Source organism: Ensifer sp. Root142 (genome assembly GCF_001426785.1).
GTDB lineage: Bacteria > Pseudomonadota > Alphaproteobacteria > Rhizobiales > Rhizobiaceae > Ensifer > Ensifer canadensis.
In genome coordinates, this window is the sequence record NZ_LMFK01000031.1 from 1 (window position 1) to 25,633 (window position 25,633).

Here is a 25,633-nt window from a genome sequence, read left to right on the forward strand (position 1 = left end):
CGTCACGGTTGCCGTTGAGCTGATCGTTCCGATCGCGATGGAAGAAAAGCTGCGCTTCGCTATCCGCGAAGGTGGCCGTACCGTCGGCGCCGGCATCGTCGCTTCGATCGTCGAGTAATCGGCGAACGGGCGGAATGAGGCGAGGCGCATTGTTATGCGCCTCGGACATAGCCGCCCAGCATGATTTAGTTGGTCGCACGGCTTGCCGACGACGCCGAAATAGTGCAAATGGCGCGCAAGCGTGATTTGCATGGTGCGTCGGCATAGTGCGATCGCGAAAGTACAGGCCGGCCACGGCCGCTCAAATAGGAAGGGGCAGGGGAAACCTTGTCCCTCCGATCTTTGAAAAATTAGCGGACTGGCCGAACATCAAACGAAGTTCAATGCGCGTTTCTCCACGGAAACCGCAACTAACATGAACAAGGATAAGTCGTATGAACGGCCAGAACATCCGCATCCGCCTCAAGGCGTTTGATCACCGGATCCTCGATGCCTCGACACGCGAAATCGTCTCGACGGCCAAGCGCACCGGTGCCAGCGTGCGCGGTCCAGTACCGCTGCCGACGCGCATTGAAAAATTTACGGTCAACCGTTCGCCGCACGTCGACAAGAAGAGCCGCGAACAGTTCGAAATGCGTACCCACAAGCGCCTTCTCGATATCGTAGATCCGACTCCGCAGACCGTTGACGCGCTGATGAAGCTCGACCTCGCTGCCGGCGTCGACGTGGAAATTAAGCTTTAATAACAAGGAAGGTACGTGGGCTTCGGTCCAACGGCTTCCAGAAACGGGCGACCCGGCGTTCCGCAAGGATCAGAGGGAGACCTTAAACAAGAGATGCGAAGGGGTTCGCCCCGACGTTAACTCTCAAGAGGAATGAACCGATGCGTTCAGGTGTGATTGCACAGAAAGTGGGAATGACGCGCGTCTACAACGACGCCGGCGAGCATATCCCGGTAACAGTATTGCGGCTGGAAAACTGCCAGGTGGTAGCCCAGCGCACGGACGACAAGAACGGCTATACCGCTGTCCAGTTGGGCGCCGGCACTGCCAAGGTCAAGAACACGCCGAAGGCGATGCGCGGCCACTTTGCTGCCGCCAACGTCGAACCGAAGGCGAAGCTCGTCGAATTCCGCGTTTCCGCGGACAATCTGATCGACATCGGCTCCGAACTGACCGCCAACCATTTCGTTGCGGGCCAGCTCGTCGACGTCACCGGTACCACGATCGGTAAGGGCTTTGCCGGCGCCATCAAGCGCCACAACTTCGGCGGTCTGCGTGCAACGCACGGCGTTTCCGTATCGCACCGTTCGCATGGTTCGACCGGTTCCAACCAGGATCCGGGCCGCGTCTGGAAGGGCAAGCGCATGGCTGGTCACATGGGCCAGACGCGCGTCACCACGCAGAACCTCGAAGTCGTATCGACCGATGAAGACCGCGGTCTGATCCTGGTCAAGGGCGCTGTCCCCGGCTCCAAGGGTGCCTGGATCGTCGTTCGTGACGCCATCAAGTCGGGCACCCCGGAAGGCGCACCGCGCCCCGCGGCCGTGCGCGCCGAAGCATCGAAGTAAGGGAGCCGAATAATGGATCTCACCGTCAAAACCCTCGAGGGCAAGGACGCGGGAAAGGTTTCCCTTTCGGACGCCATTTTCGGTCTCGAACCCCGTGAAGACATCATCGCCCGCGTCGTTCGCTGGCAGCTCGCTAAGAAGCAGCAGGGCACACACAAGGCCAAGGGCCGCGCGGAAGTTTCGCGCACCGGCGCCAAGATGTACAAGCAGAAGGGTACGGGCCGCGCCCGCCACCACTCCGCTCGTGCTCCACAGTTCCGTGGCGGTGGTAAGGCTCATGGCCCGGTTGTTCGCAGCCACGCCCATGACCTGCCGAAGAAGGTTCGTGCACTCGGCCTTCGCCACGCTCTGTCTGCCAAGCTGAAGGCTGAAAACATCATCGTTCTCGATGATCTCGTTGCCGCAGAAGCAAAGACGAAGACCCTGGCTGGCGTATTCGCCTCGCTCGGTCTGACCAATGCTCTGATCATCGGCGGCGCTGAAATCGAGAACAACTTCAAGCTCGCCGCTCAGAACATCCCGAATGTGGACGTTCTGCCGGTTCAGGGCATCAACGTTTACGACATTCTGCGCCGTGGCAAGCTCGTGCTTTCCAAGGCTGCCGTGGAAGCTCTGGAGGAGCGGTTCAAATGACGGATCTTCGCCACTACGACGTGATCGTGTCTCCCTCGATCACTGAAAAGTCGACGCTGGTTTCCGAACAGAACCAGATCGTCTTCAACGTCGCCAAGGGTGCTTCGAAGCCTGAAATCAAGGCTGCTGTCGAAGCTCTGTTCGGCGTCAAGGTTACGGCCGTGAACACGCTCGTCCGCAAGGGCAAGACCAAGCGGTTCCGCGGCTTTACCGGAAAGCAGAAGGACGTGAAGAAGGCGATCATCACGCTCGCCGACGGTCAGTCCATCGACGTCTCCACCGGTCTCTAACGGATAGGCCCATTAGGGTAAAAACCCAAAAGGGAACAATAAAATGGCATTGAAAAGTTTCAATCCGACGACCCCGAGCCAGCGCCAGCTGGTCATCGTTGACCGGTCCGGCCTCTACAAGGGCAAGCCGGTAAAGGCGCTGACCGAAGGTCTGCACTCCAAGGGCGGTCGCAACAACCTCGGCCGTATCACCGTTCGCTTCCAGGGCGGCGGTCACAAGCGGACCTACCGTCTGGTCGACTTCAAGCGTCGCAAGTTCGACGTAGAAGGCACCGTCGAGCGTCTGGAATATGACCCGAACCGCACCGCGTTCATCGCGCTGGTAACCTACGCCGATGGCGAACAGGCCTACATCCTCGCTCCGCAGCGTCTCGCTGCCGGCGACAAGGTGATCGCTTCGGAAAAGGCAGCAGTCGACGTCAAGCCCGGCAACACCATGCCGCTGCAGTTCATCCCGGTCGGCTCCATCATCCACAACGTGGAAATGAAGCCGGGTAAGGGCGGCCAGCTGGCTCGCTCGGCCGGTACCTACGCGCAGCTCGTTGGTCGTGACCAGGGCATGGCAATCCTTCGCCTGAACTCGGGTGAACAGCGCCTCGTGCACGGCTCTTGCCTCGCATCCATCGGTGCTGTATCGAACCCCGATCACGGCAACATCAATGACGGTAAGGCTGGTCGTTCGCGCTGGCGCGGTAAGAAGCCGCACGTTCGCGGCGTCGTCATGAACCCGGTTGACCACCCGCACGGCGGTGGTGAAGGCCGTACGTCCGGTGGTCGCCACCCGGTTACCCCTTGGGGCAAGCCGACGAAGGGCAAGCGGACGCGCTCCAACAAGTCGACCGACAAGTTCATCATGCGGTCGCGTCACCAGCGCAAGAAGTAAGAGAGGAAGTCTCAAGTGGCTCGTTCAGTATGGAAAGGTCCGTTTGTTGACGGCTATCTTCTCAAGAAGGCTGAGAAGGTTCGTGACGGCGGTCGTAACGAAGTGATCAAAATGTGGAGCCGTCGCTCCACGATCCTTCCGCAGTTCGTGGGTCTCACCTTCGGCGTCTACAACGGCAACAAGCATGTTCCCGTTTCGGTGTCAGAAGAAATGGTCGGACACAAGTTCGGTGAATTCTCTCCGACCCGGACCTATTACGGTCATGGTGCGGACAAGAAGGCAAAGAGGAAGTAACAATGGGCAAGGCAAAAGCCGAACGCCGGCTGAAGGATAATGAAGCGCAGGCAATTGCGCGCACGATCCGCGTCAGCCCCCAGAAGCTCAACCTGGTTGCAGCGATGATCCGCGGCAAGAAGGTCGAGCGCGCTCTGGCCGAACTCGAGTTCTCGCGCAAGCGGATCTCGGAAACGGTCAAGAAGACGCTTGAATCCGCGATCGCAAACGCTGAGAACAACCACGACCTCGACGTTGATTCGCTCATCGTCGCTGAGGCGTATGTTGGCAAGTCGATTGTGATGAAGCGCTTCCACGCTCGTGGTCGCGGCCGTGCATCGCGTGTTGAAAAGCCGTTCTCTCACTTGACGATCGTCGTTCGTGAAGTGGAAGCCAAAGGGGAGGCCGCATAATGGGCCAGAAGATTAATCCGATCGGTTTCCGTCTCGGCATCAACCGGACCTGGGATAGCCGTTGGTTCGCTGATAACGCGGAATACGGTCAGCTTCTTCACGAAGACCTGAAGATCCGCGCTTACCTGATGGAAGAGCTGAAGGCCGCTGGCATTGCCAAGGTCGTGATCGAGCGTCCGCACAAGAAGTGCCGCGTAACGATCCACTCGGCTCGTCCGGGCCTGATCATCGGCAAGAAGGGCGCAGACATCGAAAAGCTCCGCAAGAAGCTTTCCGAGATGACCAACTCCGAAACCCACCTCAACATCGTTGAAGTGCGCAAGCCGGAAGTTGACGCAACGCTCGTTGCCCAGTCGATCGCTCAGCAGCTCGAGCGCCGCGTGGCTTTCCGCCGTGCGATGAAGCGCGCTGTTCAGTCGGCCATGCGTCTTGGCGCCGAAGGCATTAAGATCACCTGCGCCGGTCGTCTCGGTGGTGCCGAAATCGCTCGTACCGAATGGTACCGCGAAGGTCGCGTTCCGCTGCACACTCTGCGTGCGGACATCGACTACGGTACGTCTGAAGCTCAAACCGCTTTCGGTATCTGCGGCATCAAGGTCTGGATCTTCAAGGGCGAGATCCTTGAGCACGATCCGATGGCTTCCGAGCGTCGCGCGATCGAGAGTGACAACCAGGGCGGCAGCAGCAGAGACCGTCGTCGCGAAAACGCGTAACATGCGCGCGTGGCAGCCAATATCGGAGAATTAAAAAAATGTTGCAGCCAAAGCGTACGAAGTATCGCAAGCAATTCAAGGGCCGCATCAAGGGCGTAGCCAAGGGCGGATCTGATCTTTCCTTTGGTGAATTCGGCCTGAAGGCTCAAGAACCAAACCGCGTCAATGCGCGCGAGATCGAAGCGGCCCGCCGCGCGATCACCCGCCATATGAAGCGTGCCGGCCGCGTCTGGATCCGTGTGTTCCCTGACGTTCCGGTCACCGCCAAGCCTACCGAAGTCCGCATGGGTAAGGGTAAGGGCTCGGTTGAATACTGGGCATGCAAGGTCAAGCCTGGTCGTATGATGTTCGAGATCGATGGTGTCAGCGAAGAACTCGCCCGTGAGGCACTTCGTCTTGGTGCTGCCAAGCTCTCTGTCAAGACGCGCTTCGTGCAGCGTATCGCAGAGTAAGGAGTGAATCTCATGAAAGCCGCAGATGTTCGCGCTCTGAGCGCCGATCAACTCAACGAAGAGCTTGCCAAGCTGAAGAAAGAGCAGTTCAATCTGCGTTTCCAGAAGGCAACCGGCCAGCTCGAAAAGTCGTCGCGTATTGACGAAGTCCGTAAGGACATCGCACGCGTCAAAACAATTGCCCGCCAGAAGGCGGCAGAAGCCAAGGCCTAAGGACCACAAAATATGCCGAAACGCATTCTGCAGGGCACAGTCGTCAGCGACAAGAACGACAAGACCGTCGTCGTCAGAGTCGAGCGCCGCTTTGCGCACCCGATTCTCCAGAAGACCGTCCGCCGTTCGAAGAAGTACAAGGCGCACGACGAAAACAACCAGTACAAGGTTGGTGACGTTGTTTCCATCGAGGAATGCGCGCCGATCTCCAAGGATAAGCGCTGGACGGTGGTTGCCGCCCAGGCTTGATTTCTACGGGATTTGACCGCGAGACCCTTGCGTCTTGGGCAAATATCTGTATGAAGCACGCAATTGAAGTAGAGGAACGCTCGAGTCCGGGCGTTCTTTTGCTTTGAGATAGGCACAATAAGCCGGGCGAGGGGGTCTAGACCCAACCGGCCTGGTAACAACAAGAAGGCGACCTGACATGATTCAGATGCAAACAAACCTCGACGTGGCGGATAATTCCGGCGCACGTCGTGTCATGTGCATCAAGGTGCTGGGCGGCTCCAAGCGTAAGTACGCGTCGATCGGCGACATCATTGTCGTTTCGATCAAGGAAGCCATTCCGCGCGGCCGCGTGAAGAAGGGTGATGTCATGAAGGCTGTTGTCGTTCGCACCGCGAAAGACATCCGCCGTGCGGATGGCAGCGTCATTCGTTTTGACACAAACGCAGCCGTTCTTATCGATAACAAGAAAGAGCCGATCGGCACCCGTATCTTCGGACCGGTTCCGCGCGAACTTCGCGCCAAGAACCACATGAAGATCATCTCGCTGGCTCCGGAAGTACTCTAAGGGAGCGTTGAGAGATGCAAAAGATTCGTAAAGGCGACAAGGTCGTCGTTCTCACCGGTAAGGACAAGGGCCGTACCGGCGAAGTCGTACAGGTTATGCCGAAGGAAGATCGGGCTGTAGTGCGTGGCGTGAACATGGTGAAGCGTCACCAGCGCCAGACCCAGAGCCAGGAAGCCGGCATCATCAACAAGGAAGCCTCGATCCATCTTTCGAACATCGCGATTGCCGATCCGAAGGACGGCAAGCCGACCCGCGTCGGCTTCAAGATCGACGGTGACAAGAAGGTCCGCGTGGCCAAGCGTTCGGGAGTAGTGATCGATGGCTAAGTCCGCTTATGAGCCCCGGCTCAAGAAGGAATATGTCGAGCGTATTCGTGCGGCTATGCAGGAGAAGTTCTCCTACGCCAACGAAATGCAGATCCCGCGCCTCGACAAGATCGTCATCAACATGGGTGTTGGCGAATCGACCGGCGACTCCAAGAAGCCGACCGTCGCAGCTGCCGACCTCGCTGCGATTGCTGGTCAGAAGCCGGTAATCACCCGCGCTCGCAACTCCATCGCTGGCTTCAAGCTGCGCGAAGGCATGCCGATTGGTGCCAAGGTTACCCTGCGCGGCGTTCGGATGTATGAGTTCCTGGATCGTCTCGTGAACATCGCTCTTCCGCGTGTTCGCGACTTCCGTGGCCTCAACCCGAAGTCCTTCGATGGCCGTGGCAACTTCGCCATGGGCGTCAAGGAGCACATTGTGTTCCCTGAGATCAACTACGACAAGGTTGATCAGATGTGGGGCATGGACATCATCGTTTGCACGACGGCTACTAACGACGACGAAGCACGCGCTCTGCTCACAGAGTTCAACTTCCCGTTCCGTCAGTAATCCGTAACGACAAGCGTAAAGAAGGATAACTGTTATGGCGAAAACGAGCGCAGTTGAAAAGAACAAGCGCCGCCGCAAACTGGTTGCCGGGCAAGCCTCTAAGCGCGCCGCTCTGAAGGCAATCATCATGAACCAGTCTCTGCCGATCGAAGAGCGGTTCAAGGCAACCATCAAGCTGGCTGAACTGCCGCGTGATGGATCCAAGACCCGCATCCGCAACCGTTGTGAAGTTACGGGCCGTCCGCGCGCCTACTATCGTAAACTTCGCATGTCGCGTATTGCGCTTCGCGAACTGGGCAATTCCGGCCGCGTGCCGGGTATTGTCAAGTCGAGCTGGTAAGGAGACGGGCACATGGCAATGACTGATCCGCTGGGCGATATGCTCACCCGTATCCGTAACGGCGCGGCACGCCGCAAGTCGAGCGTTTCCACGCCGGCTTCGAAGCTCCGCGCACGTGTTCTGGATGTCCTTCAGGCTGAAGGCTACATCCGTGGATACTCTGAAGTCGTATTTGGCAACGGCAAGGCCGAGCTGAACATCGAACTGAAGTACTACGAAGGCGCTTCCGTAATCCGTGAGATCGGACGCGTTTCCAAGCCGGGCCGCCGAGTTTATGTCTCGGTTAAGTCCATTCCGCAGGTCGCGAACGGCCTCGGCATCACCATCCTTTCGACTCCGAAGGGTGTGATGGCCGATCATCAGGCACGCGAACAGAATGTTGGTGGCGAGATTCTTTGCTCCGTCTTCTAAGACGTAACATGATCTCCATAGCGAACAGACAGGTATAAAAATGTCTCGTATCGGTAAAAAGCCCGTTCAAGTTCCTGCAGGCGTCACGGCAAGCGTTGATGGCCAGAAGGTAACGGCGAAGGGCCCTAAGGGCGAACTGTTCTTTGTTGCAAACGACGAAGTATCGGTAGCGCTCGAAGACAACGCGGTTGTTGTACAGCCGCTCAACCAGAGCAAGGATGCTCGTTCCAAGTGGGGCATGTCCCGCACGATGATCGAGAACATCCTGAAGGGTGTTAAGGACGGTTACGAGCGCAAGCTCGAAATCAACGGCGTTGGTTACCGCGCTTCGCTGCAGGGCAAGAACTTGCAGCTGGCACTCGGTTTCAGCCACGACGTGGTCTACCAGACGCCGGAAGGCATCACGATCGCTGTACCGAAGCCGACGGAAATCGTCGTCTCCGGCATCAACAAGCAGCAGGTCGGCCAGGTTGCAGCGGAAATCCGCGAATACCGCGGCCCCGAGCCCTACAAGGGCAAGGGCGTCAAGTATGCCGGCGAGCGGATTGTCCGCAAAGAAGGCAAGAAGAAGTAAGGATCACGCGAAATGGCTAGCAGGAAAGATACTCTTGTGCGTCGCGCCAACCGCGTGCGCCGTCAAATCAAGGCGGTCGCGAATGGCCGTCCGCGCCTGTCGGTTCATCGCTCGTCGAAGAACATCTACGTACAGGTTATCGACGACGTGGCCGGCAAGACGCTTGCGTCTGCCTCCACGCTCGACACCGATCTGCGTTCGTCTTTGAAGACGGGCGCTGACGCGGCAGCTGCTGCTGCCGTCGGCAAGCTCATCGCTGAGCGCGCCGTAAAGGCTGGCGTCAAGGACGTTGTCTTTGATCGTGGCGCCTTCATCTATCATGGTCGCATCAAGGCTTTGGCCGAAGCTGCACGTGAAGGTGGTCTGAACTTCTGATCGGTTGCCAGGCGGGCCTTGCGCCCGCCTGGAACCCTCATAAGTTTCCGGTCGCTTCCGATCCACAGGACGGGGGCGACTTTTGTCAATCTGCCGATTGCACCCGGAAAAGAAAAAGGAAAAGGACAATGGCACAGGAAAGAAGGGGTTCTCGCGAAGATCGCCAGAACCGCGAAGAGCGCGACAGCGAATTTGTCGATAAGCTCGTAGCAATTAACCGCGTCGCCAAGGTGGTGAAGGGCGGTCGTCGTTTCGGTTTCGCAGCTCTCGTCGTCGTTGGCGACCAGAAGGGCCGCGTTGGCTTCGGTCATGGCAAGGCGCGCGAAGTGCCGGAAGCCATCCGCAAGGCAACGGAAGCCGCCAAGCGCGATCTGATCTTCGTCCCGCTGCGTGGTGGTCGTACCCTGCATCACGACGTTCACGGCCGTCACGGCGCCGGCAAGGTGCTGCTGCGTTCGGCCAAGGCCGGTACCGGTATCATCGCTGGTGGCCCGATGCGCGCCGTTTTCGAAACGCTCGGCGTTCACGACGTCGTCGCTAAGTCGACCGGTTCGTCGAACCCGTACAACATGGTTCGCGCAACGTTCGACGCCCTCAAGAACCAGATGCACCCGAAGGACATCGCAGCTCAGCGCGGCATGAAGTACGCCACGCTCCAGGCTCGTCGTGTTTCCTCCGGCGCTGCTTCCGAAGAATAAGGGAGCTGACAGATGGCTAAGAAAGAAAACGCTGCGAAGACGGTTACCGTCGAGCAGATCGGTAGCCCCATTCGCCGTCCGGCCGTACAGCGTCAGACGCTCATCGGCCTGGGCCTCAACAAGATGCACCGGGTTCGCACGCTGGAAGATACCCCAGCTGTTCGCGGCATGATCCGGTCGGTCCAGCACCTCGTTCGCGTCGTCGACGAGAAGTGAGGGGGATAAGCTCATGAAACTGAATGAAATCAAGGACAACGAAGGCTCGACCAAGAACCGCAAGCGTCTTGGCCGTGGCATCGGTTCCGGCTCCGGCAAGACTGCCGGTCGCGGTGTGAAGGGTCAGAAGGCTCGTTCGGGCGTTGCCATCAACGGCTTCGAAGGCGGCCAGATGCCAATCTACCGTCGTCTGCCGAAGCGCGGCTTCAACAACATCTTCGCTTCGGAGTTTGTTGTCGTGTCGCTCGGCCGCATCCAGACGGCTATCGACGCCAAGAAGCTTGACGCTTCGAAGACCGTCGATGCAGCAGCTCTCAAGGCTGCCGGCGTGATCCGTCGCGAAAAGGACGGCGTTCGCGTCCTGGCCGATGGCGAACTGAAGGCGAAGATCTCGCTCGAAGTTGCAGGTGCTTCCAAGCCGGCGATCGAAAAGATCGAAAAGGCTGGCGGCTCCATCAAGCTGCTTTCGGCTGCTGCCGAATAATATTACTGATCAACCGCCCGGGGTGCTTCACTCCGGGCGGTTTTGCTCCCATATGTGAGCCTCACGTCCGCGATGGCGAATCGCTCGCCTCGGCGGACATAGCGGAAACCACGGTGAGGCATCCGATTGCAGACACAATCGCCTCGCGTCCGGTTTTCAAGACGAAAAGTTAGTCCTTCCGGAACGGACAGGGTACTCCCGCTGATTCCGAGATTTGGTACGCGGAGAATTGCATGGCTTCTGCAGCGGAACAGCTCGCCTCGAACCTGAATTTCTCGACTTTCGCCAAGGCGGAAGATCTGAAGAAACGACTGTGGTTCACGCTTGGTGCGCTTTTGGTCTACCGTCTTGGCACCTATATCCCGCTGCCCGGCCTCAACCCGGACGCGTTTGCGCAGGCCTTCCAAGGCCAGAGCGGCGGCATTCTCGGGCTCTTCAACATGTTTTCGGGCGGCGCAGTGGAGCGCATGGCGATCTTCGCGCTCGGCATCATGCCCTATATCTCTGCCTCGATCATCGTTCAGCTGATGACCTCCGTCGTTCCGGCGCTGGAACAGCTGAAGAAAGAAGGCGAGCAGGGTCGCAAGATCATCAATCAGTACACCCGCTACGGCACGGTGCTTCTCGGCGTCATGCAGGCCTATGGCATTGCCGTCGGCCTTGAGAGCGGCAACGGCCTCGTGAACGATCCGGGTTGGTTCTTCCGTATTTCCACGGTTATCTCGCTGCTCGGCGGCACGATGTTCCTGATGTGGCTCGGCGAGCAGATCACATCGCGGGGCATCGGTAACGGCATCTCACTGATCATCTTCGCCGGCATCGTCGCCCATCTGCCGACGGCTCTTGCCGGAACGCTCGAGCTTGGCCGCACCGGTGCGCTTTCGACCCCGTTGATCCTGGCGATCATCGTCATGGTCGTTGCCGTCATCGCGCTCATCGTCTTCGTCGAACGCGCCCAGCGTCGTCTTCTGATCCAGTATCCGAAGCGCCAGGTCGGCAACCGCATGTTCCAGGGCGACACGTCGCACTTGCCGCTGAAGCTCAACACTGCGGGTGTTATCCCGGCGATCTTCGCATCGTCGCTGCTGCTGCTGCCGGCGACGCTTGCTGGTTTTGCCAACACCGCGGCGTTGCCCGGCTGGGCCACATCTATCGTCAGCGCGCTCGGTCACGGCCAGCCGCTCTACATGGTGCTCTACGGCGGCATGATTGCGTTCTTCGCCTTCTTCTACACGGCCATCGTCTTCAATCCGAAGGACACAGCCGACAATCTGAAGAAGCATGGCGGCTTCATTCCGGGCATCCGCCCGGGCGAGCGTACGGCTGAATACATCGACTACGTTCTGACGCGCATCACCGTGCTTGGAGCGATCTACCTGATCTTCGTCTGTATCCTGCCCGAAATCCTCATCGCCCAGACTGGCGTGCCGTTCTACCTTGGTGGTACGTCGCTTTTGATTGTTGTCAGCGTTACCCTTGATACGGTAGCACAGATCCAGGGTCACCTCATCGCTCAGCAGTATGAGGGGCTGATCAAGAAGTCGAAGCTGCGCGGAGGAAAGAGGGGACGATGAGACTGATTTTTTTGGGACCGCCCGGAGCTGGCAAGGGGACACAAGCCAAGCTTCTGACGGAGAGGTACGGTATTCCGCAGCTTTCCACAGGTGACATGCTGCGGGCGGCCGTCGCCCAGGCGACCGACGTCGGCAAGCGCGCCAAGGCTGTTATGGACGCCGGACAGCTCGTTTCTGATGCGATCGTCAACGAGATCGTGTCGGACCGGATCGACGCCCCGGATTGTGCCAACGGCTTTATCCTCGACGGATATCCGCGCACGGTCCCGCAGGCGGTCGCTCTCGGCCAGATGCTTAAAGGCAAGGGCTTGAAGCTCGATGCCGTGATCGAGCTCAAGGTCGACGAGACGGCGCTTGTAAAGCGTATGGAGAATCGCGTAGCGGAAACTATCGCTGCGGGCGGCTCGGTCAGATCGGACGATAATCCGGAAGCCTTCAAGCGTCGGCTGACGGAATATCGGGAAAAGACCGCACCTTTGTCGGAGCACTATGCCGGCACCGGTGAGCTTAAGACGGTCGACGGCATGGCCGATGTAGACGCCGTGACTGCACAGATCGAGAAGATTCTGGCCTAGACCCTGGGTCTTTGCCGAAAAGGAACCGCCGGGGAGTTGACTTTTCCGGCTGATTCCGCCAAAGACAGCGCCAACTCGCGACATGGGAGCGATCGGCGCGGTCTTCAACGAAACGAAGTCCGGGTACGGTCGGTTTTGACGTGTCTCGAACCTCAATCAACGTGCGGCTCTTGAGGTCGCGTAACGAAGCACCTATTGCCGGATGGCAACTGGAACGCAAGGAGAATAGACGTGGCACGTATCGCTGGCGTCAACATCCCGACGGCAAAGCGCGTTGTTATCGCGCTGACCTACATTCACGGGATCGGACCGAAATTCGCACAGGAAATCGTCGAGAAGGTCGGTATTCCGGCTGATCGCCGCGTGCATCAGTTGACGGACGCTGAAGTTCTTCAGATCCGCGAAACGATCGACCGCGACTACCAGGTTGAAGGTGACCTGCGTCGCGACACGTCGATGAACATCAAGCGTCTGATGGACCTGGGCTGCTACCGCGGCCTGCGTCATCGCCGCAGCCTGCCGGTGCGCGGTCAGCGTACCCACACCAATGCCCGCACCCGCAAGGGTCCGGCAAAGGCGATCGCCGGTAAGAAGAAGTAATTTCCCGAATAGGGAGATTGGGAGGCTGGCGCACGCGCCGGCCTCCTTTTGCAGTTTGGGAAGGGCGTTGCCCGACCGTCGCATTGCCTAACCGGTTTTGCGAAATGCCTGCAGGGCCGGTTCCACCGGTCCTGGATGAAACTGAAGAAGCAGGGCAGGGGACGAAAATTCCTTTCCCGGTGGAGCCGCTGGAATTACGGCGGTGCAGAGATCTAAGAAAGGGATCCTATGGCCAAGGAAGCCACCCGCGTTCGCCGTCGCGAACGCAAGAACATCACGTCTGGCGTCGCGCACGTCAATTCGTCGTTCAACAACACCATGATCACCATCACCGACGCACAGGGCAACGCAATTGCCTGGTCGTCTGCCGGTGCCAAGGGTTTCAAGGGCTCGCGTAAGTCGACCCCGTTTGCCGCTCAGATCGCCGCTGAAGACTGCGCCAAGAAGGCCCAGGAACACGGCATGAAGTCGCTTGAAGTTGAAGTTTGCGGTCCGGGTTCCGGCCGTGAATCCGCACTTCGCGCGCTGCAGGCTGCGGGCTTCATGATCACCTCGATCCGCGATGTGACCCCGATCCCGCACAACGGTTGCCGCCCGCGCAAGAAGCGCCGCGTCTGATCATTTGCGTTCAAAATGCCGGTGAGGGCGCTTCGGCGTGCTCCCGGACTTCGGGGCTCGGTTGTCACGATTGGATGGTGACAACGAACGGAAGGCACAAAACATGATCCAGAAAAATTGGCAGGAACTGATCAAGCCGAACAAGGTGGAGTTCATCTCCTCGGGCCGCACCAAGGCAACGTTGGTCGCGGAACCGCTTGAACGCGGCTTTGGTCTGACGCTCGGCAACGCGCTTCGCCGCGTGCTGCTGTCGTCGCTTCGCGGTGCTGCTGTTACCGCGGTGCAGATCGACGGCGTCCTGCACGAGTTCTCCTCTATCCCGGGCGTTCGGGAAGACGTGACGGACATCGTGCTCAACATCAAGGAAATCGCCATCAAGATGGATGGCGACGACGCAAAGCGCATGGTTGTGCGCAAGCAGGGTCCGGGCGTTGTAACCGCCGGTGACATCCAGACGGTTGGCGACATCGAAATCCTCAACCCGAACCATGTGATCTGCACCCTCGACGAGGGCGCTGAAATCCGCATGGAGTTCACCGTCAACAACGGCAAGGGCTACGTTCCGGCTGACCGTAACCGTTCGGAAGATGCTCCGATCGGCCTCATCCCGGTCGACAGCCTGTACTCGCCGGTCAAGAAGGTCTCGTACAAGGTGGAAAACACCCGCGAAGGCCAGGTTCTTGATTATGACAAGCTGACGATGTCCATCGAGACGGACGGCTCCGTCACCGGTGAAGATGCGATCGCGTTTGCGGCCCGCATCCTTCAGGACCAGCTGTCGGTTTTCGTCAACTTCGACGAGCCGCAGAAGGAAGCAGAGGAAGAGGCAGTCACCGAGCTCGCCTTCAACCCGGCGCTTCTCAAGAAGGTCGACGAACTGGAACTTTCCGTCCGTTCGGCCAACTGCCTGAAGAACGACAACATCGTCTACATCGGCGACCTCATTCAGAAGACCGAAGCAGAAATGCTCCGCACGCCGAATTTTGGTCGCAAGTCGCTGAACGAAATCAAGGAAGTTCTCGCTTCCATGGGCCTGCACCTCGGCATGGAAGTGCCGTCCTGGCCGCCTGAGAACATCGAAGATCTCGCCAAGCGTTACGAAGACCAATACTAACCATTAGACTGCGGGCAGATGCCTGCAAGTGAAGGAGAATAGCAATGCGCCACGGTAAAGCCGGCCGCAAGCTGAATAGAACCGCCAGCCACCGCAAGGCGATGTTTGCCAACATGGCAGCTTCGCTGATCGAGCACGAGCAGATCGTTACGACCCTGCCGAAGGCTAAGGAAATCCGCCCGATCGTTGAAAAGCTCGTCACTCTCGGCAAGCGCGGCGACCTGCATGCTCGTCGTCAGGCGATCTCGCAGATCCGCGACGCCGCTGTCGTTTCGAAGCTGTTCGACACGATCGCATCGCGTTACGCCACCCGCAACGGCGGCTACCTGCGTATCATGAAGGCTGGTTTCCGCCAGGGCGACAACGCTGCTCTCGCCGTCATCGAATTCGTTGACCGCGACACCGATGCAAAGGGTGCGAAGGATCGCGCTCGCGTCGCAGCTGAAGCTGACGCCGCAGAAGCAGCCTGATCTTTTCAGGTAAGCTGAATTGAAAGCGGCCGGGTGTTCGTCACCCGGCCGCTTTTTCTGTTTCCGCTGTCCGGATCGGTCGGTTGGCGACCTGCCGTTTACGCTTCAGATAGGGCTTGCGCACCAGGCGCCAGCAAAGGAGCAAGGTGACCAAAGCCAGATAGGTCATCTGCTCGAGGCCGACCACCTTGACTGACATGGCGAAATGCAGCGCTCCCGCCGCGGCGATCACATAGGCAAGCTTGTGCAACTGGTTCCATTTGCTGCCGAGCCTACGGATCGACCAATTGTTGGATGTCAGCGCCAGGGGGATGAGCATCAGCAGCCCGGCCATTCCGATGGTGATGAACGGGCGCCGGGCGATGTCGGCGATGATGGCGGGGATGTTCAGGACCTGGTCGAGCAGGAAATAGGCCAGGAAGTGCATCACCACATAGTAGAACGCCAGCAGCCCGAGTGCGCGCCGGTAGCGCAGCCAGTTGACGCCGAAGATATCGCGGATGGGGGTGATCGCCAGCGTGGCGACCAGAAAGCGCAGCGCCCAGATGCCGAGCAGGTGCTCGAATTCCTTGACGGGGTTTCCAGGCAGGCGTCCGGTGGCGCCGAGGTAAAAGGCGGCAAGGGCCGGACAGAGGCCCAGCCCGTACAATCCCCAGACGGACGCGGAGTGAAAGCGTTTCGGCAGGGCGGGCAGCTTGGGCATTCTTAGAAGTTCGCTCTCAGGTCCATGCCGGCATAGAGACCGGCGACTTCTTCCGCATAGCCATTGAAGGGCAGGGTATCGCGTCGGTTGGCGCCGAAGAAACCACCGCCACCGATCCTGTTTTCGGTCGCCTGGCTCCAGCGTGGATGGTCGACGGTCGGGTTAACATTCGCATAGAAGCCGTACTCATTGGGTGCCGACAGGTTCCATGTCGAAGGCGGCGGCGTTTCCGTCAACGAGATTCGCACGATCGACTTGATACCCTTGAAGCCATACTTCCAAGGAGTGACCAGTCGGATCGGCGCACCGTTCTGATTTGGCAGGGTCTTGCCATAGACGCCGACCGAGAGAATGGTGAGCGGATGGCGCGCCTCGTCGAGGCGCAGACCCTCGCGGTAAGGCCAGGGCAAAGCCTGAAAGAAGCCTGATTGGCCGGGCATCTCCTCGGGGCGCACCACGGTCTCGAATGAGACATATTTCGCATTGCCGAGTGGCTCGACTTTGTCGAGCAGGGCTGCGAGCGGGAACCCGGTCCAGGGAATGACCATCGACCAGGCTTCGACGCAACGCATCCGGTAGACACGCTCCTCGATTGGAAGCGCCAGAAGCTCCTCCAACCCGAATTCCTTCGGCTTGCCGACAAGACCATCGACCTTCACGGTCCATGGGGTCGGTTTGAAGGTATCCGAGTTGGCCGCAGGATCGGCCTTGCCGGTCCCGAACTCATAAAAATTGTTGTAGCCGGTGACGTCGGCCTCCGGCGTCAGATCCTCCTCGACGGTGTATCTGCCCTTGGGTGCGGCGAGTGCAGCCGCTTGGACCGAACCGACGCCAGTGCCTGCAATCAGCAAACCACCTGCCGTCGTCGCTAGAAAGGCGCGGCGCGAGAGAAAGCAGCTCTCCGGCGTGATTTCGGACGATGCGATTCTCGGTGGACGATAGGCCGGCATGATCTTTTCCGCTTTCAACGTGTGGGTCTTGTCTGCTCAAACTGACCAGAGTTTCGATCACTGAGAAAGAGGCGGATAACCACGTTTTCGTGCGTTCTACGTGATGGCGCCGACTTTGCGTATCTCGCAGTGACGTTTGCCTTTTTTCCTGCGAAATCCTATCTGAACGTAGCCGCGACGAATAGGAGAAGGCTTCATATGATCTTTGGTTCAAGGGCGCTTGCGACGCTCGTTCTCGCCGTCTCTCTCGCCTGTCCGGCAATGGCCCAGGATGCGAAGGTCGTGCCCCAGTCGCGCACCGAGATGCAGCTTTCCTTCTCGCCTCTGGTCAAGCAGACGGCGAATGCGGTCGTCAACGTCTATGCCGAGCGCGTGGTCGAGCGCCGGTCGGTCTTCTCGGGCGATCCCTTCTTCGAAGAGTTCTTCGGGCAGCGCATGCCGAACCGCAGCGAGAAGCAGTCGTCGCTCGGATCCGGCGTGATCGTCGGCAAGAACGGCATCGTCGTTACCAATAACCACGTCATAGAAGGCGCCGACGATATCAAGGTGGCGCTTGCCGATGGCCGCGAATATCCCTGCAAGATCGTGCTCAAGGATGACCGCCTCGATCTTGCGGTCCTGAAGATCCAGTCCGATGGTCCGTTCGACATCATCCCGATCGGCGATTCCGATGCGGTCGAGGTCGGCGATATCGTTCTGGCGATCGGCAATCCCTTCGGCGTCGGGCAGACGGTGACGAGCGGCATCGTTTCCGCGCTCGCCCGCAATCAGATTTCGTCGGGCGATTTCGGCTTCTTCATCCAGACGGACGCCGCCATCAACCCCGGCAATTCCGGCGGTGGCCTGATCGACATGAACGGTGCGCTGATCGGCATCAATACCGCGATTTTCTCCAAGGGCGGCGGCTCGAACGGCGTCGGCTTTGCCATCCCTGCCAATCTGGTAAAGGTGTTTGTCGCCTCCGCCGAGGGCGGCAATGGCTCCTTCGTGCGTCCGTTCATCGGCGCGTCCTTCGAGCCCGTGACCTCAGAAGTCGCGGAAGCTCTTGGCCTTGATCGCGCTCGCGGCGCGCTTGTCACCGCCGTCGTCACCGACGGGCCCGCAGCCTCAGCTGGCATCAAGCCGGGGCAGGTGATCACAGCGGTCAACGGCATCGCCGTGGAACATCCCGATGCCCTCGGCTACCGCCTGACCACGGTCGGTATTGGCCACGAGGCCCGCGTCACCGTTTCCGAAAACGGCAAACCGCACGATGTCAGCCTGAAGCTCGACCGTGCACCGGAGACGTCGCCCCGCGACGAGCGCCTCATCGAGGGCCGCAATCCGTTTGCCGGTGCGGTCGTAGCCAATCTCTCTCCCCGATTGGCCGACGAACTGCGCATGTCGACCTCGCTGCAGGGTGTCGTCGTTACCGAGATCAACCGTGGCTCGCCCGCCGCGCGCATCGGACTGGCGCCGAAGGATATTATCCGCTCCGTCAACGGCGCGTCGATCGACAGTTCGAAGACATTGGAGAGCGTGATGGCCGAGGGTGCCTCCTTCTGGCGCGTCGAAATCGAGCGCGATGGCCAGATCATTCGTCAGTTCTTCCGATGAGCGATCTCTTCTCGTCCTCCGAGCCGCCGGAAATGACCTCGGCAAGACCGCTTGCCGATCGTCTGCGGCCGCGCACGCTGTCCGAAGTCACCGGCCAGGAACACCTGACGGGCGTGGATGGCGTGTTGACGCGCATGATCGCATCGGGCTCGCTCGGATCGATGATCTTCTGGGGACCGCCTGGAACGGGCAAGACGACGGTCGCCCGGCTGCTGTCGGGCGAGGCGGGGCTTGCCTTCGAGCAGATCTCGGCGATCTTTTCCGGTGTCGCCGACCTCAAGAAGGTTTTCGAATCGGCAAGGGCCCGGCGGATGTCGGGCCGCCAGACCTTGCTCTTCGTCGATGAGGTTCATCGTTTCAACCGTGCCCAGCAGGACAGCTTCTTGCCCGTCATGGAAGACGGCACGGTCATCTTGGTCGGGGCGACGACAGAAAATCCGTCTTTCGAACTCAACGCCGCTCTCTTGTCACGCGCCCGTGTGCTGACGTTCAAGCCGCATGGAGAAGAGAGCCTGCGAGAATTGCTGAAGCGCGCCGAAGAGACGGAAGGCAAACCTCTTCCGCTGGATGAGGACGCCCGGGCAAGCCTGATCCGGATGGCCGATGGCGACGGCCGGGCGGCGCTCACGCTGGCCGAGGAGGTCTGGCGCGCCGCGCGGGCGGACGAGATCTTCGATGTCGACGCGCTGCAGAGGATCGTGCAGCGACGAGCGCCGGTCTACGACAAGGGGCAGGACGGTCACTACAACCTGATTTCGGCCCTGCACAAATCGGTGCGCGGCTCCGACCCGGATGCGGCACTTTATTATCTCTGCCGAATGTTCGATGCCGGCGAGGATCCGCTCTATCTCGGACGGCGCCTCGTCCGCATGGCGGTGGAGGATATCGGCCTTGCCGATCCTCAGGCACTGGCGATCTGCAATGCCGCCAAGGATGCGTATGATTATCTCGGTTCGCCGGAAGGAGAACTGGCGTTGGCCCAGGCCTGCGTCTATCTCGCGACCGCACCGAAATCGAATGGTGTCTACATGGCTTACAAAGCGGCCATGCGGGCGGCCAAGGAAAACGGTTCGCTTCTGCCGCCGAAGCATATTCTGAACGCGCCGACCAAGTTGATGAAGGGCGAGGGCTACGGCGACGGCTATCGTTACGACCACGATGAGCCCGATGCGTTTTCGGGCCAGGACTATTTCCCGGAAAAGATGGGACGCAAGACCTTCTATGACCCGCCGGAACGCGGCTTCGAGCGAGAGATCCGCAAGCGGCTGGAATGGTGGGCAAAGCTGCGGCGTGAGCGGAGCTGACTCCATCTCTCTGTTGCGACGCATTTCCTGGCGGGAAACCGCTTCGCACTTTTTGCTGGAAATGCTTAAGCCTTGCCGGGCGTGCAGGGCTGATTTGCCCGGGCATATCTTGCTGCCGTCAGAAAACCGTGAGATAGAACCCGCGTTGCAGACGGCTGCACGGTTTTGAGACTTTCGATACCGAACATCCGCGGGGACGGCCTCGCTCCATACTCTAGGAGTTTGAAATGGCCTGGTTAATCCTCCTGCTTGCCGGTATCCTCGAAATCGGCTGGGCAATCGGTCTCAAATACACCGACGGTTTCACGCGGCTGACGCCGACGGTCCTGACCGTCGGTTCGATGATCCTTAGCATCGCCTTGCTTGGTCTGGCGGTCCGAACGCTGCCGCTCGGCACGGCCTATGCCGTCTGGACCGGCATCGGCACGGTCGGTACCGTCATTCTCGGCATTTTCCTCTTTGCCGAGCCGGCGACGTTCGTCCGCCTCGGTTGCATCACGCTGATCGTTGCCGGTATTGCCGGGCTGAAGCTTTCTGCCTAACGCAACGTCAGAGATCTCTCGCAAGGGCAGCTGACTTTCGCAGCCTGTTCCGGCGCGCCGCTATCGCAGCGCGTCGAGGACGGCAGTCGCCGCCTGCATCTCCTGCCAGCGGCCCTCGCGGCGCTTGAACGCTTCCTCGTCTGTGCCCCAATGCTCGATCTGCCAGTCCTCATCGACATGGGCTGCAATCCAAGCCTGTTCGGCGGTCAGCCGGCCGGACGCGAACGCAACCGCGAGCAGCGCCGAGCCGGTCAAGGTGGTGATCGTATGCACGCAGGTCAGGCCGAGCGGCGTCGCAAAGGCGCGCAGGCCCTCTGCATAGGCGGTGATTGCCTCACCGGTCTGTTCCTGGTGGATGACGCCCTCGGCCAGAATGAAGCGGGCGCCGAGCGACTGCGCAGCCCATTCGAGCACCGGGTTCCAGACGGCGTTCTGCCGTCCGACGAGCCCTTCCGGGCTGGACGCGCGGTAGCAGAGCAAGTCGGTTCCAGCGAAACGTAAGATGTCCTCGAAAACCGAGCGCTGGTCCTTCGCCACACCGTCGAGCGCCGTGTTGGCGATCCGGGTGACCGGCATCTTGGCGGGGTCGATGACCTCGACCTGCGCATCCCATTCGGCTGCCAGCATTTCGGCAAGCTTCAGGGGCGGGACCGCAAGCAGATTTTTCGCCGGCGTGCGCACCGGTCGGCCGTCAAGCAGCACGCTGTGGCCGCCGTCTTCCGAAGTGCCGATGCTGACGTCCTTGTAGAAGCGCTTGGGCAGCGGCTTCAGCATCTGGATCTGTGCGCGCCGGACCGGGTCCTCGTGGCTCAACGCACCGCTGAGTTCATCGCGAATATCAGGCATGATAGTGTTCCATCCACTCCATGATGTCGGCCGGCGTCCGTGCAATGTAGTCGGCCCCCGCCTCGACGAGATCCGGTACGTCGGCATAACCCCACGCAACACCGATGGCGGCGGCGCCGGCGGCCTTCGCCATCTGCATATCATAAATCGCATCGCCGATGACGACAGTATCGCTCGGATCAATCCCGGCTTCCGAGCAGCATTCCGAGACCATTGCTGGATGCGGCTTTGAAGGGCAGTCGTCGGCCGTGCGCGAGACGAAGAATATCCGGTCGAAGCCGTGGGTCTCGGCGATATGCGTCAGACCGCGGCGCGATTTGCCGGTGACCGCGCCAATCAGCAGCTCGTCGCGGCCGGACAGCGTCTGCATCATCTCCGCGATGCCGGGAAACAGCAGCTCCTGAAATCCGGATTCGCCGCGCACGCCGGCAAAAATCGCCTTGTAATGGGCCGTCATTGCCAGCGCCTGGTCGTCGACATGCTCGTGTCCGAGCAGGCGAGCAATGGCGATGTCAAGGGTCAGGCCGATGATGCCCTTGGTCGCGGAAAGTTCGGGTCGATCGAGTTCGAAGGCTTCGAAGGTCCGTGCCATCACTTCGTGGATCAGACCGCCGCTGTCGACCAGCGTGCCATCGCAATCGAAAAGCGCCAGTTTCATCAGTCGTCCTCGCCGGGCTCGTTCTCTTCGAAGCCTAGCAGGTTCCAGCTCTGGACCATGTGCGGCGGCAGCGGCGCAGTCACCCGCAGGCGACCGCCATCCGGGTGCGGGATATCGATATGGCGTGCGTGCAGGTGCAGCCGGTTCTGCATGCCGCCGGGCAGGCTCCAGTTGAAATCGGCGTCGAAATACTTCGGGTCGCCGAGGATCGGATGGCCGATGTGCAGCGCATGCACGCGTAGCTGATGGGTACGGCCGGTATAGGGCTCCATCTCCAGCCAGGCGAGGTTCTGTGCTGCCTGCTCGCGCACACGGTAGTAGGAAATGGCGTGGTCGGCGCCATCTTCACCGTGCTTGGCGATGCGCATGCGGTCGCCGTCCGGCGTCTGTTCCTTGACCAGCCAGGTCGAGATGCGGTCCTCGCGCTTGCGCGGGACGCCCTTCACCAGTGCCCAATAGGTCTTCTTGGTGTCGCGCTCGCGGAAGGCAGCCGTCAGCTTCTGCGCGGCGCCACGCGTGCGGGCAATCACCAGAACGCCGGAGGTGTCGCGGTCGAGGCGATGAACCAGACGGGGTTTTTCGCCACGCTGGTTGGTCCATGCCTCGAGCATCTTGTCGATGTGTCGGTTGACGCCGGAGCCGCCCTGTACCGCAAGCCCAGCCGGCTTGTTCAGCACGATAACCTTCGCGTCCTCGTGCAGCACCATGCGCGACAGCAATTCCCCGTCGGGCGAGTGGCGAAGGTCGCGTCCGGCGATCGGGCCAGTCTTTATCTCCTTGGCGTCGACGTTAAGCGGAGGGATGCGGACCGTCTGGCCCGTCTGCAGGCGCGTGTCGGATTTGACGCGGCCGCCGTCGACACGGATCTGGCCCGAGCGCAGCAGCTTCTGCAGCGGACCGAAACCCAGTCCGGGGAAATGCACCTTGAACCAGCGATCGAGGCGCATGCCTGCCTCGTCGCCGTCCACCTGCTTGTGTTCTATGCCTGCCATCTCAGCGAACCTGCTTCCTGTTCTTTAGAGGCAGCCTTTAGACCATTGCGCGCATCAGGGCCAGCCCGGCAAACACCGCCAGTATCGAAAGCACGATGCTGGCGGCGATGTAGCCGAGCGCGAGTGCAGCATCGCCACGCTCGAGCAGCATAATGGCGTCCAGTGAAAAAGCCGAAAAGGTGGTGTAACCGCCCAGCACGCCGGTGATCAGGAACAGTCGCATCTCCGGCGAAGCGCCGAACTTGCGCATGATCAGCTCCGCAAGCAAGCCGATCAGGAACGAGCCGGTGACGTTGACCATGAGCGTTCCCCATGGAAGGGCCGGGCCCCATCGTTGAACCGTCCAAAGGCCGACAAGATAGCGGGCCATCGATCCGATGGCGCCGCCGGCACCGACGAGAAGAAGTTGGGACATCGCAGCCTCCGGCCGTTTCACTGGGATCAGGCCAGCCGCTCGGCGTGCCACTTCAGATGATCGCCCATGAAGGTCGAGATGAAGTAATAGGAGTGATCGTAGCGCTCATGCATGCGCAGCGTCAGGTCGATGCCGGTTCCCTTGATCGCTTCCTCGAAGAGCCATGGCCGCAGGCCGTTGTCGAGGAAACTGTCCGCCTTGCCCTGGTCGATCAGGAACTCCGGGAAGCGGGCACCATCCTTGACCAGCGCGCAGGCATCGTATTGCCGCCAGGCGGCCCTGTCCTCGCCGAGGTATTTCTCGAAGGCGCCGATGGACCAGTCGGCCGTCGACGGCTCGACGATCGGCGCAAAGGCCGAGCAGCTGCGGAAACGGTCCGGATGCTTGAGCGCGATGGTCATTGCACCGTGACCGCCCATCGAATGGCCGAAAATGCCCTGCCGGCTCATATCGATGCGAAAATGCTGGCTGACGAAGGCCGGCAGCTCCTCGGTGATGTAGCTGTACATCTGATAGTGCTCGGACCACGGTGTTTGCGTGGCATCGAGGTAGAAGCCTGCGCCCTTGCCCATCTGCCAGTTGGTGAGTTCGTCGGGAACTTCCGTGCCGCGCGGGCTGGTGTCGGGGCAGACGACGATCAGCCCGAGCTCGGCTGCCATACGGCGGTACTCACCCTTTTCCATCACGTTGGCATGGGTGCAGGTGAGGCCCGAGAGATACCAGAGCACCGGCCGCGGCTCCTTGATCGCCTGTGGCGGGACGAAGACAGCAAACGTCATCTCGCCCTTGCAGGCCGCGGATTCGTGCGAGAAGACGCCCTGCATGCCGCCAAATGCGGTGTTCTGAGAAAGGACTTTCATCAAATGCTCCTTGGATATCGTGGGATCAGCCGGCGAGTTGCACGGCCGCGTTGACCGCAGCGGCGACAAGCACGGTGTTGAAGAAGAAGGAGACGATGGCGTGCATCAGGTTGATGCGCCGCATCGCCGTGGTGGTGATGGCGACGTCCGAAGTCTGGGCGGTCATGCCGATCACGAAGGAAAAATAGAGGAAATCATAGCCGCCGGGTTCCGGCGTCTCGGGAAAATCGAGGCCGCGCTGCGGGGCAGGGGTTTGCGCGCCGTCGTCAGGCACCCAATAGACATGGGCATAGTGCATGGCCGCCATCACGTGGATGGTCGCCCAGCCGAGAACGACCGAGGCAAAGGCTAGCGCCAGTTCGAGCGTTGGCCCCTTACTTTCGCCGTTCAACGCGAAGAACAGCGAGACCAGCGCCGTGGCGGCCGCTGCGAAAGTGACCAGGAAAATCACCGCTTCGGGTTCGTCGGTGTTTCTCGCATGCGTCTTGAGATGCTTGCCCGTCATCATCCGCAGCCGCCGGGCGCTCATGATCAGGTAGACGCAGAAAAAAGTGACGGCTGAGACTTCGAAACTATAGCGCGGCGCGGCAAACCACATGACGGGCAGGCTGGCAAGAGCACAGGGGAGCGCGGTGTAGAACGGCCAGTGCCTGAGCCTTGTCGTCGCTGTCATCGGAGTGCCCCTGCGATCCCTTGCGGATTGACGCCGCGCCTCACTTTTTCGTCTGGCGCGCGAGTCGGTCAAGTGTCTCGAGGAAGGTCGAACGGTCGCGTTGCGTGAAGGCGGCATTGTAGCCCTTGCTTTCGCCGGTCTCGCGCAGGTGTTGGCCAAGGTCGCGCATGGCAGACGCCATGCCGATATTGCTCTTGTCGAAGACGCGCCCGGACGGGCCGGTGACGAATGCGCCGGCGGCCACGCAACGAACCGCAAGCGGCACGTCGGCAGTCACGACGATATCGCCCTCATGCGCGCGTTCGGCGATCCAGTCGTCGGCGGCGTCGAAGCTTGCCGACACGATGACGTTGTGGACCATCGGGTCGCGCGACGGTCGCAGGCCCGAGTTGGCGACGAAGGTCACCTTGAAGCCATGGCGCTCGGCCACCTTCAGCACTTCCGCCTTCACCGGGCAGGCATCGGCATCGACATAGATCATCCTGAATCCGTTTCTCAAATGGACCGAAAAAGCGCCGGAATACAATCGATTCCGGCGCTTTCCTGAATCGGATTTTAAGCTTAGTAGAGAACCACGCTGCGGATGCTCTCGCCGGAGTGCATCAGCTCGAAGCCCTTGTTGATGTCTTCGAGCGGCATCGTGTGGGTGATCATCGGATCGATCTCGATCTTGCCTTCCATGTACCAGTCGACAATCTTCGGCACGTCGGTGCGGCCGCGGGCGCCGCCAAAGGCGGTGCCCATCCAGCTGCGACCGGTGACGAGCTGGAACGGACGGGTGGAGATTTCCTGGCCGGCACCGGCAACGCCGATGACCACCGACTTGCCCCAGCCGCGATGCGAGGCTTCGAGCGCCTGGCGCATCACCTTGGTGTTGCCGGTGCAATCGAAGGTATAATCGGCGCCGCCGATCTGGTCGGCCCCGCGCTTCGT

General features: G+C 60.2%; 40 protein-coding genes and 1 pseudogene. 31 read left to right on the forward strand and 10 right to left on the reverse strand.

Going from position 1 to position 25,633, the window contains the following annotated elements; genetic code table 11:
* The 28 genes and pseudogenes from tuf to rplQ form a co-directional block, all read left to right on the forward strand.
* A pseudogene (tuf, locus tag ASD52_RS37765) lies at positions 1 to 118 on the forward strand (elongation factor Tu); the annotation flags it as partial.
* 316 nt (positions 119 to 434) lie between these two features.
* Complete coding sequence (gene rpsJ / locus ASD52_RS24575; RefSeq protein WP_003507767.1) at positions 435 to 743, forward strand: 30S ribosomal protein S10; 309 nt, start codon at positions 435 to 437, stop codon at positions 741 to 743.
* Between the two features lie 140 nt (positions 744 to 883).
* The gene (rplC, locus tag ASD52_RS24580) at positions 884 to 1,570 is read left to right on the forward strand and encodes a 50S ribosomal protein L3 (RefSeq protein WP_025426664.1); all 687 of its coding nucleotides are present in this window, start codon (positions 884 to 886) and stop codon (positions 1,568 to 1,570) included.
* Between the two features lie 12 nt (positions 1,571 to 1,582).
* The gene (gene rplD / locus ASD52_RS24585; RefSeq protein ID WP_025426665.1) at positions 1,583 to 2,203 is read left to right on the forward strand and encodes a 50S ribosomal protein L4; all 621 of its coding nucleotides are present in this window, start codon (positions 1,583 to 1,585) and stop codon (positions 2,201 to 2,203) included.
* Positions 2,200 to 2,493, forward strand: a complete 294-nt coding sequence (locus tag ASD52_RS24590; protein ID WP_025426666.1) for a 50S ribosomal protein L23 — start codon at positions 2,200 to 2,202, stop codon at positions 2,491 to 2,493. Before rplD ends, ASD52_RS24590 begins: the two co-directional genes overlap by 4 nt.
* A 43-nt stretch (positions 2,494 to 2,536) precedes the next feature.
* On the forward strand, positions 2,537 to 3,376 hold the full coding sequence (gene rplB, locus ASD52_RS24595; RefSeq protein ID WP_025426667.1) for a 50S ribosomal protein L2: 840 nt from the start codon (positions 2,537 to 2,539) through the stop codon (positions 3,374 to 3,376).
* Positions 3,377 to 3,391: 15 nt separating this feature from the next.
* A complete protein-coding gene (rpsS, locus tag ASD52_RS24600) occupies positions 3,392 to 3,670 on the forward strand; it encodes a 30S ribosomal protein S19 (protein WP_025426668.1) in 279 nt (92 codons plus the stop codon).
* Positions 3,671 to 3,672: 2 nt separating this feature from the next.
* Positions 3,673 to 4,062 carry a 50S ribosomal protein L22 gene (gene rplV, locus ASD52_RS24605; protein ID WP_025426669.1) on the forward strand — a complete coding sequence of 130 codons (390 nt, stop codon included), beginning with the start codon at positions 3,673 to 3,675 and terminating at the stop codon, positions 4,060 to 4,062.
* Positions 4,062 to 4,775, forward strand: a complete 714-nt coding sequence (rpsC, locus tag ASD52_RS24610; RefSeq protein WP_025426670.1) for a 30S ribosomal protein S3 — start codon at positions 4,062 to 4,064, stop codon at positions 4,773 to 4,775. Before rplV ends, rpsC begins: the two co-directional genes overlap by 1 nt.
* 38 nt (positions 4,776 to 4,813) lie before the next feature.
* Positions 4,814 to 5,227: a 50S ribosomal protein L16 gene (rplP, locus tag ASD52_RS24615; RefSeq protein WP_025426671.1), complete on the forward strand. Its 414-nt coding sequence runs from the start codon at positions 4,814 to 4,816 to the stop codon at positions 5,225 to 5,227.
* Between the two features lie 12 nt (positions 5,228 to 5,239).
* Positions 5,240 to 5,440 (forward strand): 50S ribosomal protein L29, encoded by a 201-nt coding sequence (rpmC, locus tag ASD52_RS24620; RefSeq protein WP_025426672.1) that lies wholly within the window; start codon positions 5,240 to 5,242, stop codon positions 5,438 to 5,440.
* 12 nt (positions 5,441 to 5,452) lie between these two features.
* Complete coding sequence (gene rpsQ / locus ASD52_RS24625; protein WP_025426673.1) at positions 5,453 to 5,689, forward strand: 30S ribosomal protein S17; 237 nt, start codon at positions 5,453 to 5,455, stop codon at positions 5,687 to 5,689.
* A gap of 178 nt (positions 5,690 to 5,867) precedes the next feature.
* The gene (rplN, locus tag ASD52_RS24630; RefSeq protein ID WP_003536525.1) at positions 5,868 to 6,236 is read left to right on the forward strand and encodes a 50S ribosomal protein L14; all 369 of its coding nucleotides are present in this window, start codon (positions 5,868 to 5,870) and stop codon (positions 6,234 to 6,236) included.
* Between the two features lie 14 nt (positions 6,237 to 6,250).
* The gene (gene rplX / locus ASD52_RS24635) at positions 6,251 to 6,562 is read left to right on the forward strand and encodes a 50S ribosomal protein L24 (protein WP_025426674.1); all 312 of its coding nucleotides are present in this window, start codon (positions 6,251 to 6,253) and stop codon (positions 6,560 to 6,562) included.
* Complete coding sequence (rplE, locus tag ASD52_RS24640) at positions 6,555 to 7,112, forward strand: 50S ribosomal protein L5 (RefSeq protein WP_025426675.1); 558 nt, start codon at positions 6,555 to 6,557, stop codon at positions 7,110 to 7,112. Before rplX ends, rplE begins: the two co-directional genes overlap by 8 nt.
* 34 nt (positions 7,113 to 7,146) lie before the next feature.
* The gene (gene rpsN / locus ASD52_RS24645; RefSeq protein ID WP_025426676.1) at positions 7,147 to 7,452 is read left to right on the forward strand and encodes a 30S ribosomal protein S14; all 306 of its coding nucleotides are present in this window, start codon (positions 7,147 to 7,149) and stop codon (positions 7,450 to 7,452) included.
* A gap of 12 nt (positions 7,453 to 7,464) precedes the next feature.
* Positions 7,465 to 7,863 carry a 30S ribosomal protein S8 gene (gene rpsH, locus ASD52_RS24650; protein ID WP_025426677.1) on the forward strand — a complete coding sequence of 133 codons (399 nt, stop codon included), beginning with the start codon at positions 7,465 to 7,467 and terminating at the stop codon, positions 7,861 to 7,863.
* 40 nt (positions 7,864 to 7,903) lie between these two features.
* The gene (gene rplF / locus ASD52_RS24655; protein WP_025426678.1) at positions 7,904 to 8,437 is read left to right on the forward strand and encodes a 50S ribosomal protein L6; all 534 of its coding nucleotides are present in this window, start codon (positions 7,904 to 7,906) and stop codon (positions 8,435 to 8,437) included.
* 12 nt (positions 8,438 to 8,449) lie between these two features.
* A complete protein-coding gene (gene rplR / locus ASD52_RS24660; RefSeq protein ID WP_025426679.1) occupies positions 8,450 to 8,812 on the forward strand; it encodes a 50S ribosomal protein L18 in 363 nt (120 codons plus the stop codon).
* A gap of 128 nt (positions 8,813 to 8,940) precedes the next feature.
* On the forward strand, positions 8,941 to 9,510 hold the full coding sequence (gene rpsE / locus ASD52_RS24665; protein WP_025426680.1) for a 30S ribosomal protein S5: 570 nt from the start codon (positions 8,941 to 8,943) through the stop codon (positions 9,508 to 9,510).
* 12 nt (positions 9,511 to 9,522) lie between these two features.
* Positions 9,523 to 9,726: a 50S ribosomal protein L30 gene (gene rpmD / locus ASD52_RS24670; RefSeq protein WP_025426681.1), complete on the forward strand. Its 204-nt coding sequence runs from the start codon at positions 9,523 to 9,525 to the stop codon at positions 9,724 to 9,726.
* Between the two features lie 13 nt (positions 9,727 to 9,739).
* A complete protein-coding gene (rplO, locus tag ASD52_RS24675; protein WP_025426682.1) occupies positions 9,740 to 10,210 on the forward strand; it encodes a 50S ribosomal protein L15 in 471 nt (156 codons plus the stop codon).
* A 233-nt stretch (positions 10,211 to 10,443) separates the two neighbouring features.
* Entirely contained in the window at positions 10,444 to 11,784 is a 1,341-nt protein-coding gene (gene secY, locus ASD52_RS24680; RefSeq protein WP_025426683.1) for a preprotein translocase subunit SecY, read from the forward strand.
* Positions 11,781 to 12,359, forward strand: coding sequence for an adenylate kinase (locus tag ASD52_RS24685; protein WP_025426684.1), 579 nt, complete (start codon positions 11,781 to 11,783; stop codon positions 12,357 to 12,359). Before secY ends, ASD52_RS24685 begins: the two co-directional genes overlap by 4 nt.
* A 231-nt stretch (positions 12,360 to 12,590) precedes the next feature.
* Complete coding sequence (rpsM, locus tag ASD52_RS24690) at positions 12,591 to 12,959, forward strand: 30S ribosomal protein S13 (RefSeq protein ID WP_025426685.1); 369 nt, start codon at positions 12,591 to 12,593, stop codon at positions 12,957 to 12,959.
* Between the two features lie 228 nt (positions 12,960 to 13,187).
* The gene (gene rpsK / locus ASD52_RS24695; RefSeq protein ID WP_003536496.1) at positions 13,188 to 13,577 is read left to right on the forward strand and encodes a 30S ribosomal protein S11; all 390 of its coding nucleotides are present in this window, start codon (positions 13,188 to 13,190) and stop codon (positions 13,575 to 13,577) included.
* Between the two features lie 103 nt (positions 13,578 to 13,680).
* Entirely contained in the window at positions 13,681 to 14,691 is a 1,011-nt protein-coding gene (locus tag ASD52_RS24700; protein ID WP_025426686.1) for a DNA-directed RNA polymerase subunit alpha, read from the forward strand.
* Positions 14,692 to 14,735: 44 nt separating this feature from the next.
* The gene (rplQ, locus tag ASD52_RS24705) at positions 14,736 to 15,161 is read left to right on the forward strand and encodes a 50S ribosomal protein L17 (RefSeq protein WP_025426687.1); all 426 of its coding nucleotides are present in this window, start codon (positions 14,736 to 14,738) and stop codon (positions 15,159 to 15,161) included.
* A gap of 40 nt (positions 15,162 to 15,201) precedes the next feature.
* Here the strand turns inward: rplQ and msrQ are convergent, their stop codons facing one another.
* On the reverse strand, positions 15,202 to 15,864 hold the full coding sequence (msrQ, locus tag ASD52_RS24710; protein WP_025426688.1) for a protein-methionine-sulfoxide reductase heme-binding subunit MsrQ: 663 nt from the start codon (positions 15,862 to 15,864) through the stop codon (positions 15,202 to 15,204).
* Positions 15,865 to 15,866: 2 nt separating this feature from the next.
* Positions 15,867 to 16,814 (reverse strand): protein-methionine-sulfoxide reductase catalytic subunit MsrP, encoded by a 948-nt coding sequence (msrP, locus tag ASD52_RS24715; RefSeq protein WP_025426689.1) that lies wholly within the window; start codon positions 16,812 to 16,814, stop codon positions 15,867 to 15,869.
* Positions 16,815 to 17,012: 198 nt separating this feature from the next.
* Between msrP and ASD52_RS24720 the strand changes: the two genes are divergently transcribed.
* From ASD52_RS24720 to sugE, 3 genes are all read left to right on the forward strand, one after another.
* Positions 17,013 to 18,410 (forward strand): DegQ family serine endoprotease, encoded by a 1,398-nt coding sequence (locus tag ASD52_RS24720; RefSeq protein WP_025426690.1) that lies wholly within the window; start codon positions 17,013 to 17,015, stop codon positions 18,408 to 18,410.
* Complete coding sequence (locus tag ASD52_RS24725) at positions 18,407 to 19,714, forward strand: replication-associated recombination protein A (protein WP_057217660.1); 1,308 nt, start codon at positions 18,407 to 18,409, stop codon at positions 19,712 to 19,714. Before ASD52_RS24720 ends, ASD52_RS24725 begins: the two co-directional genes overlap by 4 nt.
* A 227-nt stretch (positions 19,715 to 19,941) precedes the next feature.
* Entirely contained in the window at positions 19,942 to 20,256 is a 315-nt protein-coding gene (gene sugE, locus ASD52_RS24730; protein ID WP_025426692.1) for a quaternary ammonium compound efflux SMR transporter SugE, read from the forward strand.
* 60 nt (positions 20,257 to 20,316) lie between these two features.
* On the opposite strand, the gene ASD52_RS24735 is transcribed toward sugE, so the two are convergent.
* From ASD52_RS24735 to ASD52_RS24770, 8 genes are all read right to left on the reverse strand, one after another.
* On the reverse strand, positions 20,317 to 21,102 hold the full coding sequence (locus ASD52_RS24735) for an ATP12 family chaperone protein (protein WP_057217662.1): 786 nt from the start codon (positions 21,100 to 21,102) through the stop codon (positions 20,317 to 20,319).
* Positions 21,095 to 21,760 carry an HAD-IA family hydrolase gene (locus ASD52_RS24740; protein WP_025426694.1) on the reverse strand — a complete coding sequence of 222 codons (666 nt, stop codon included), beginning with the start codon at positions 21,758 to 21,760 and terminating at the stop codon, positions 21,095 to 21,097. The genes ASD52_RS24735 and ASD52_RS24740 overlap by 8 nt, the downstream gene beginning before the upstream one ends.
* On the reverse strand, positions 21,760 to 22,752 hold the full coding sequence (locus ASD52_RS24745) for an RluA family pseudouridine synthase (protein WP_025426695.1): 993 nt from the start codon (positions 22,750 to 22,752) through the stop codon (positions 21,760 to 21,762). Before ASD52_RS24745 ends, ASD52_RS24740 begins: the two co-directional genes overlap by 1 nt.
* A gap of 37 nt (positions 22,753 to 22,789) precedes the next feature.
* Positions 22,790 to 23,167, reverse strand: a complete 378-nt coding sequence (crcB, locus tag ASD52_RS24750; RefSeq protein WP_057210904.1) for a fluoride efflux transporter CrcB — start codon at positions 23,165 to 23,167, stop codon at positions 22,790 to 22,792.
* Between the two features lie 26 nt (positions 23,168 to 23,193).
* Complete coding sequence (fghA, locus tag ASD52_RS24755; RefSeq protein ID WP_025426697.1) at positions 23,194 to 24,027, reverse strand: S-formylglutathione hydrolase; 834 nt, start codon at positions 24,025 to 24,027, stop codon at positions 23,194 to 23,196.
* Between the two features lie 25 nt (positions 24,028 to 24,052).
* Complete coding sequence (locus ASD52_RS24760) at positions 24,053 to 24,700, reverse strand: DUF1345 domain-containing protein (protein WP_025426698.1); 648 nt, start codon at positions 24,698 to 24,700, stop codon at positions 24,053 to 24,055.
* Between the two features lie 40 nt (positions 24,701 to 24,740).
* Positions 24,741 to 25,181 carry a YaiI/YqxD family protein gene (locus ASD52_RS24765; protein WP_025426699.1) on the reverse strand — a complete coding sequence of 147 codons (441 nt, stop codon included), beginning with the start codon at positions 25,179 to 25,181 and terminating at the stop codon, positions 24,741 to 24,743.
* A gap of 80 nt (positions 25,182 to 25,261) precedes the next feature.
* On the reverse strand, positions 25,262 to 25,633 hold a 372-nt coding region (locus ASD52_RS24770), incomplete at its 5' end, for a zinc-binding dehydrogenase (RefSeq protein WP_156613032.1).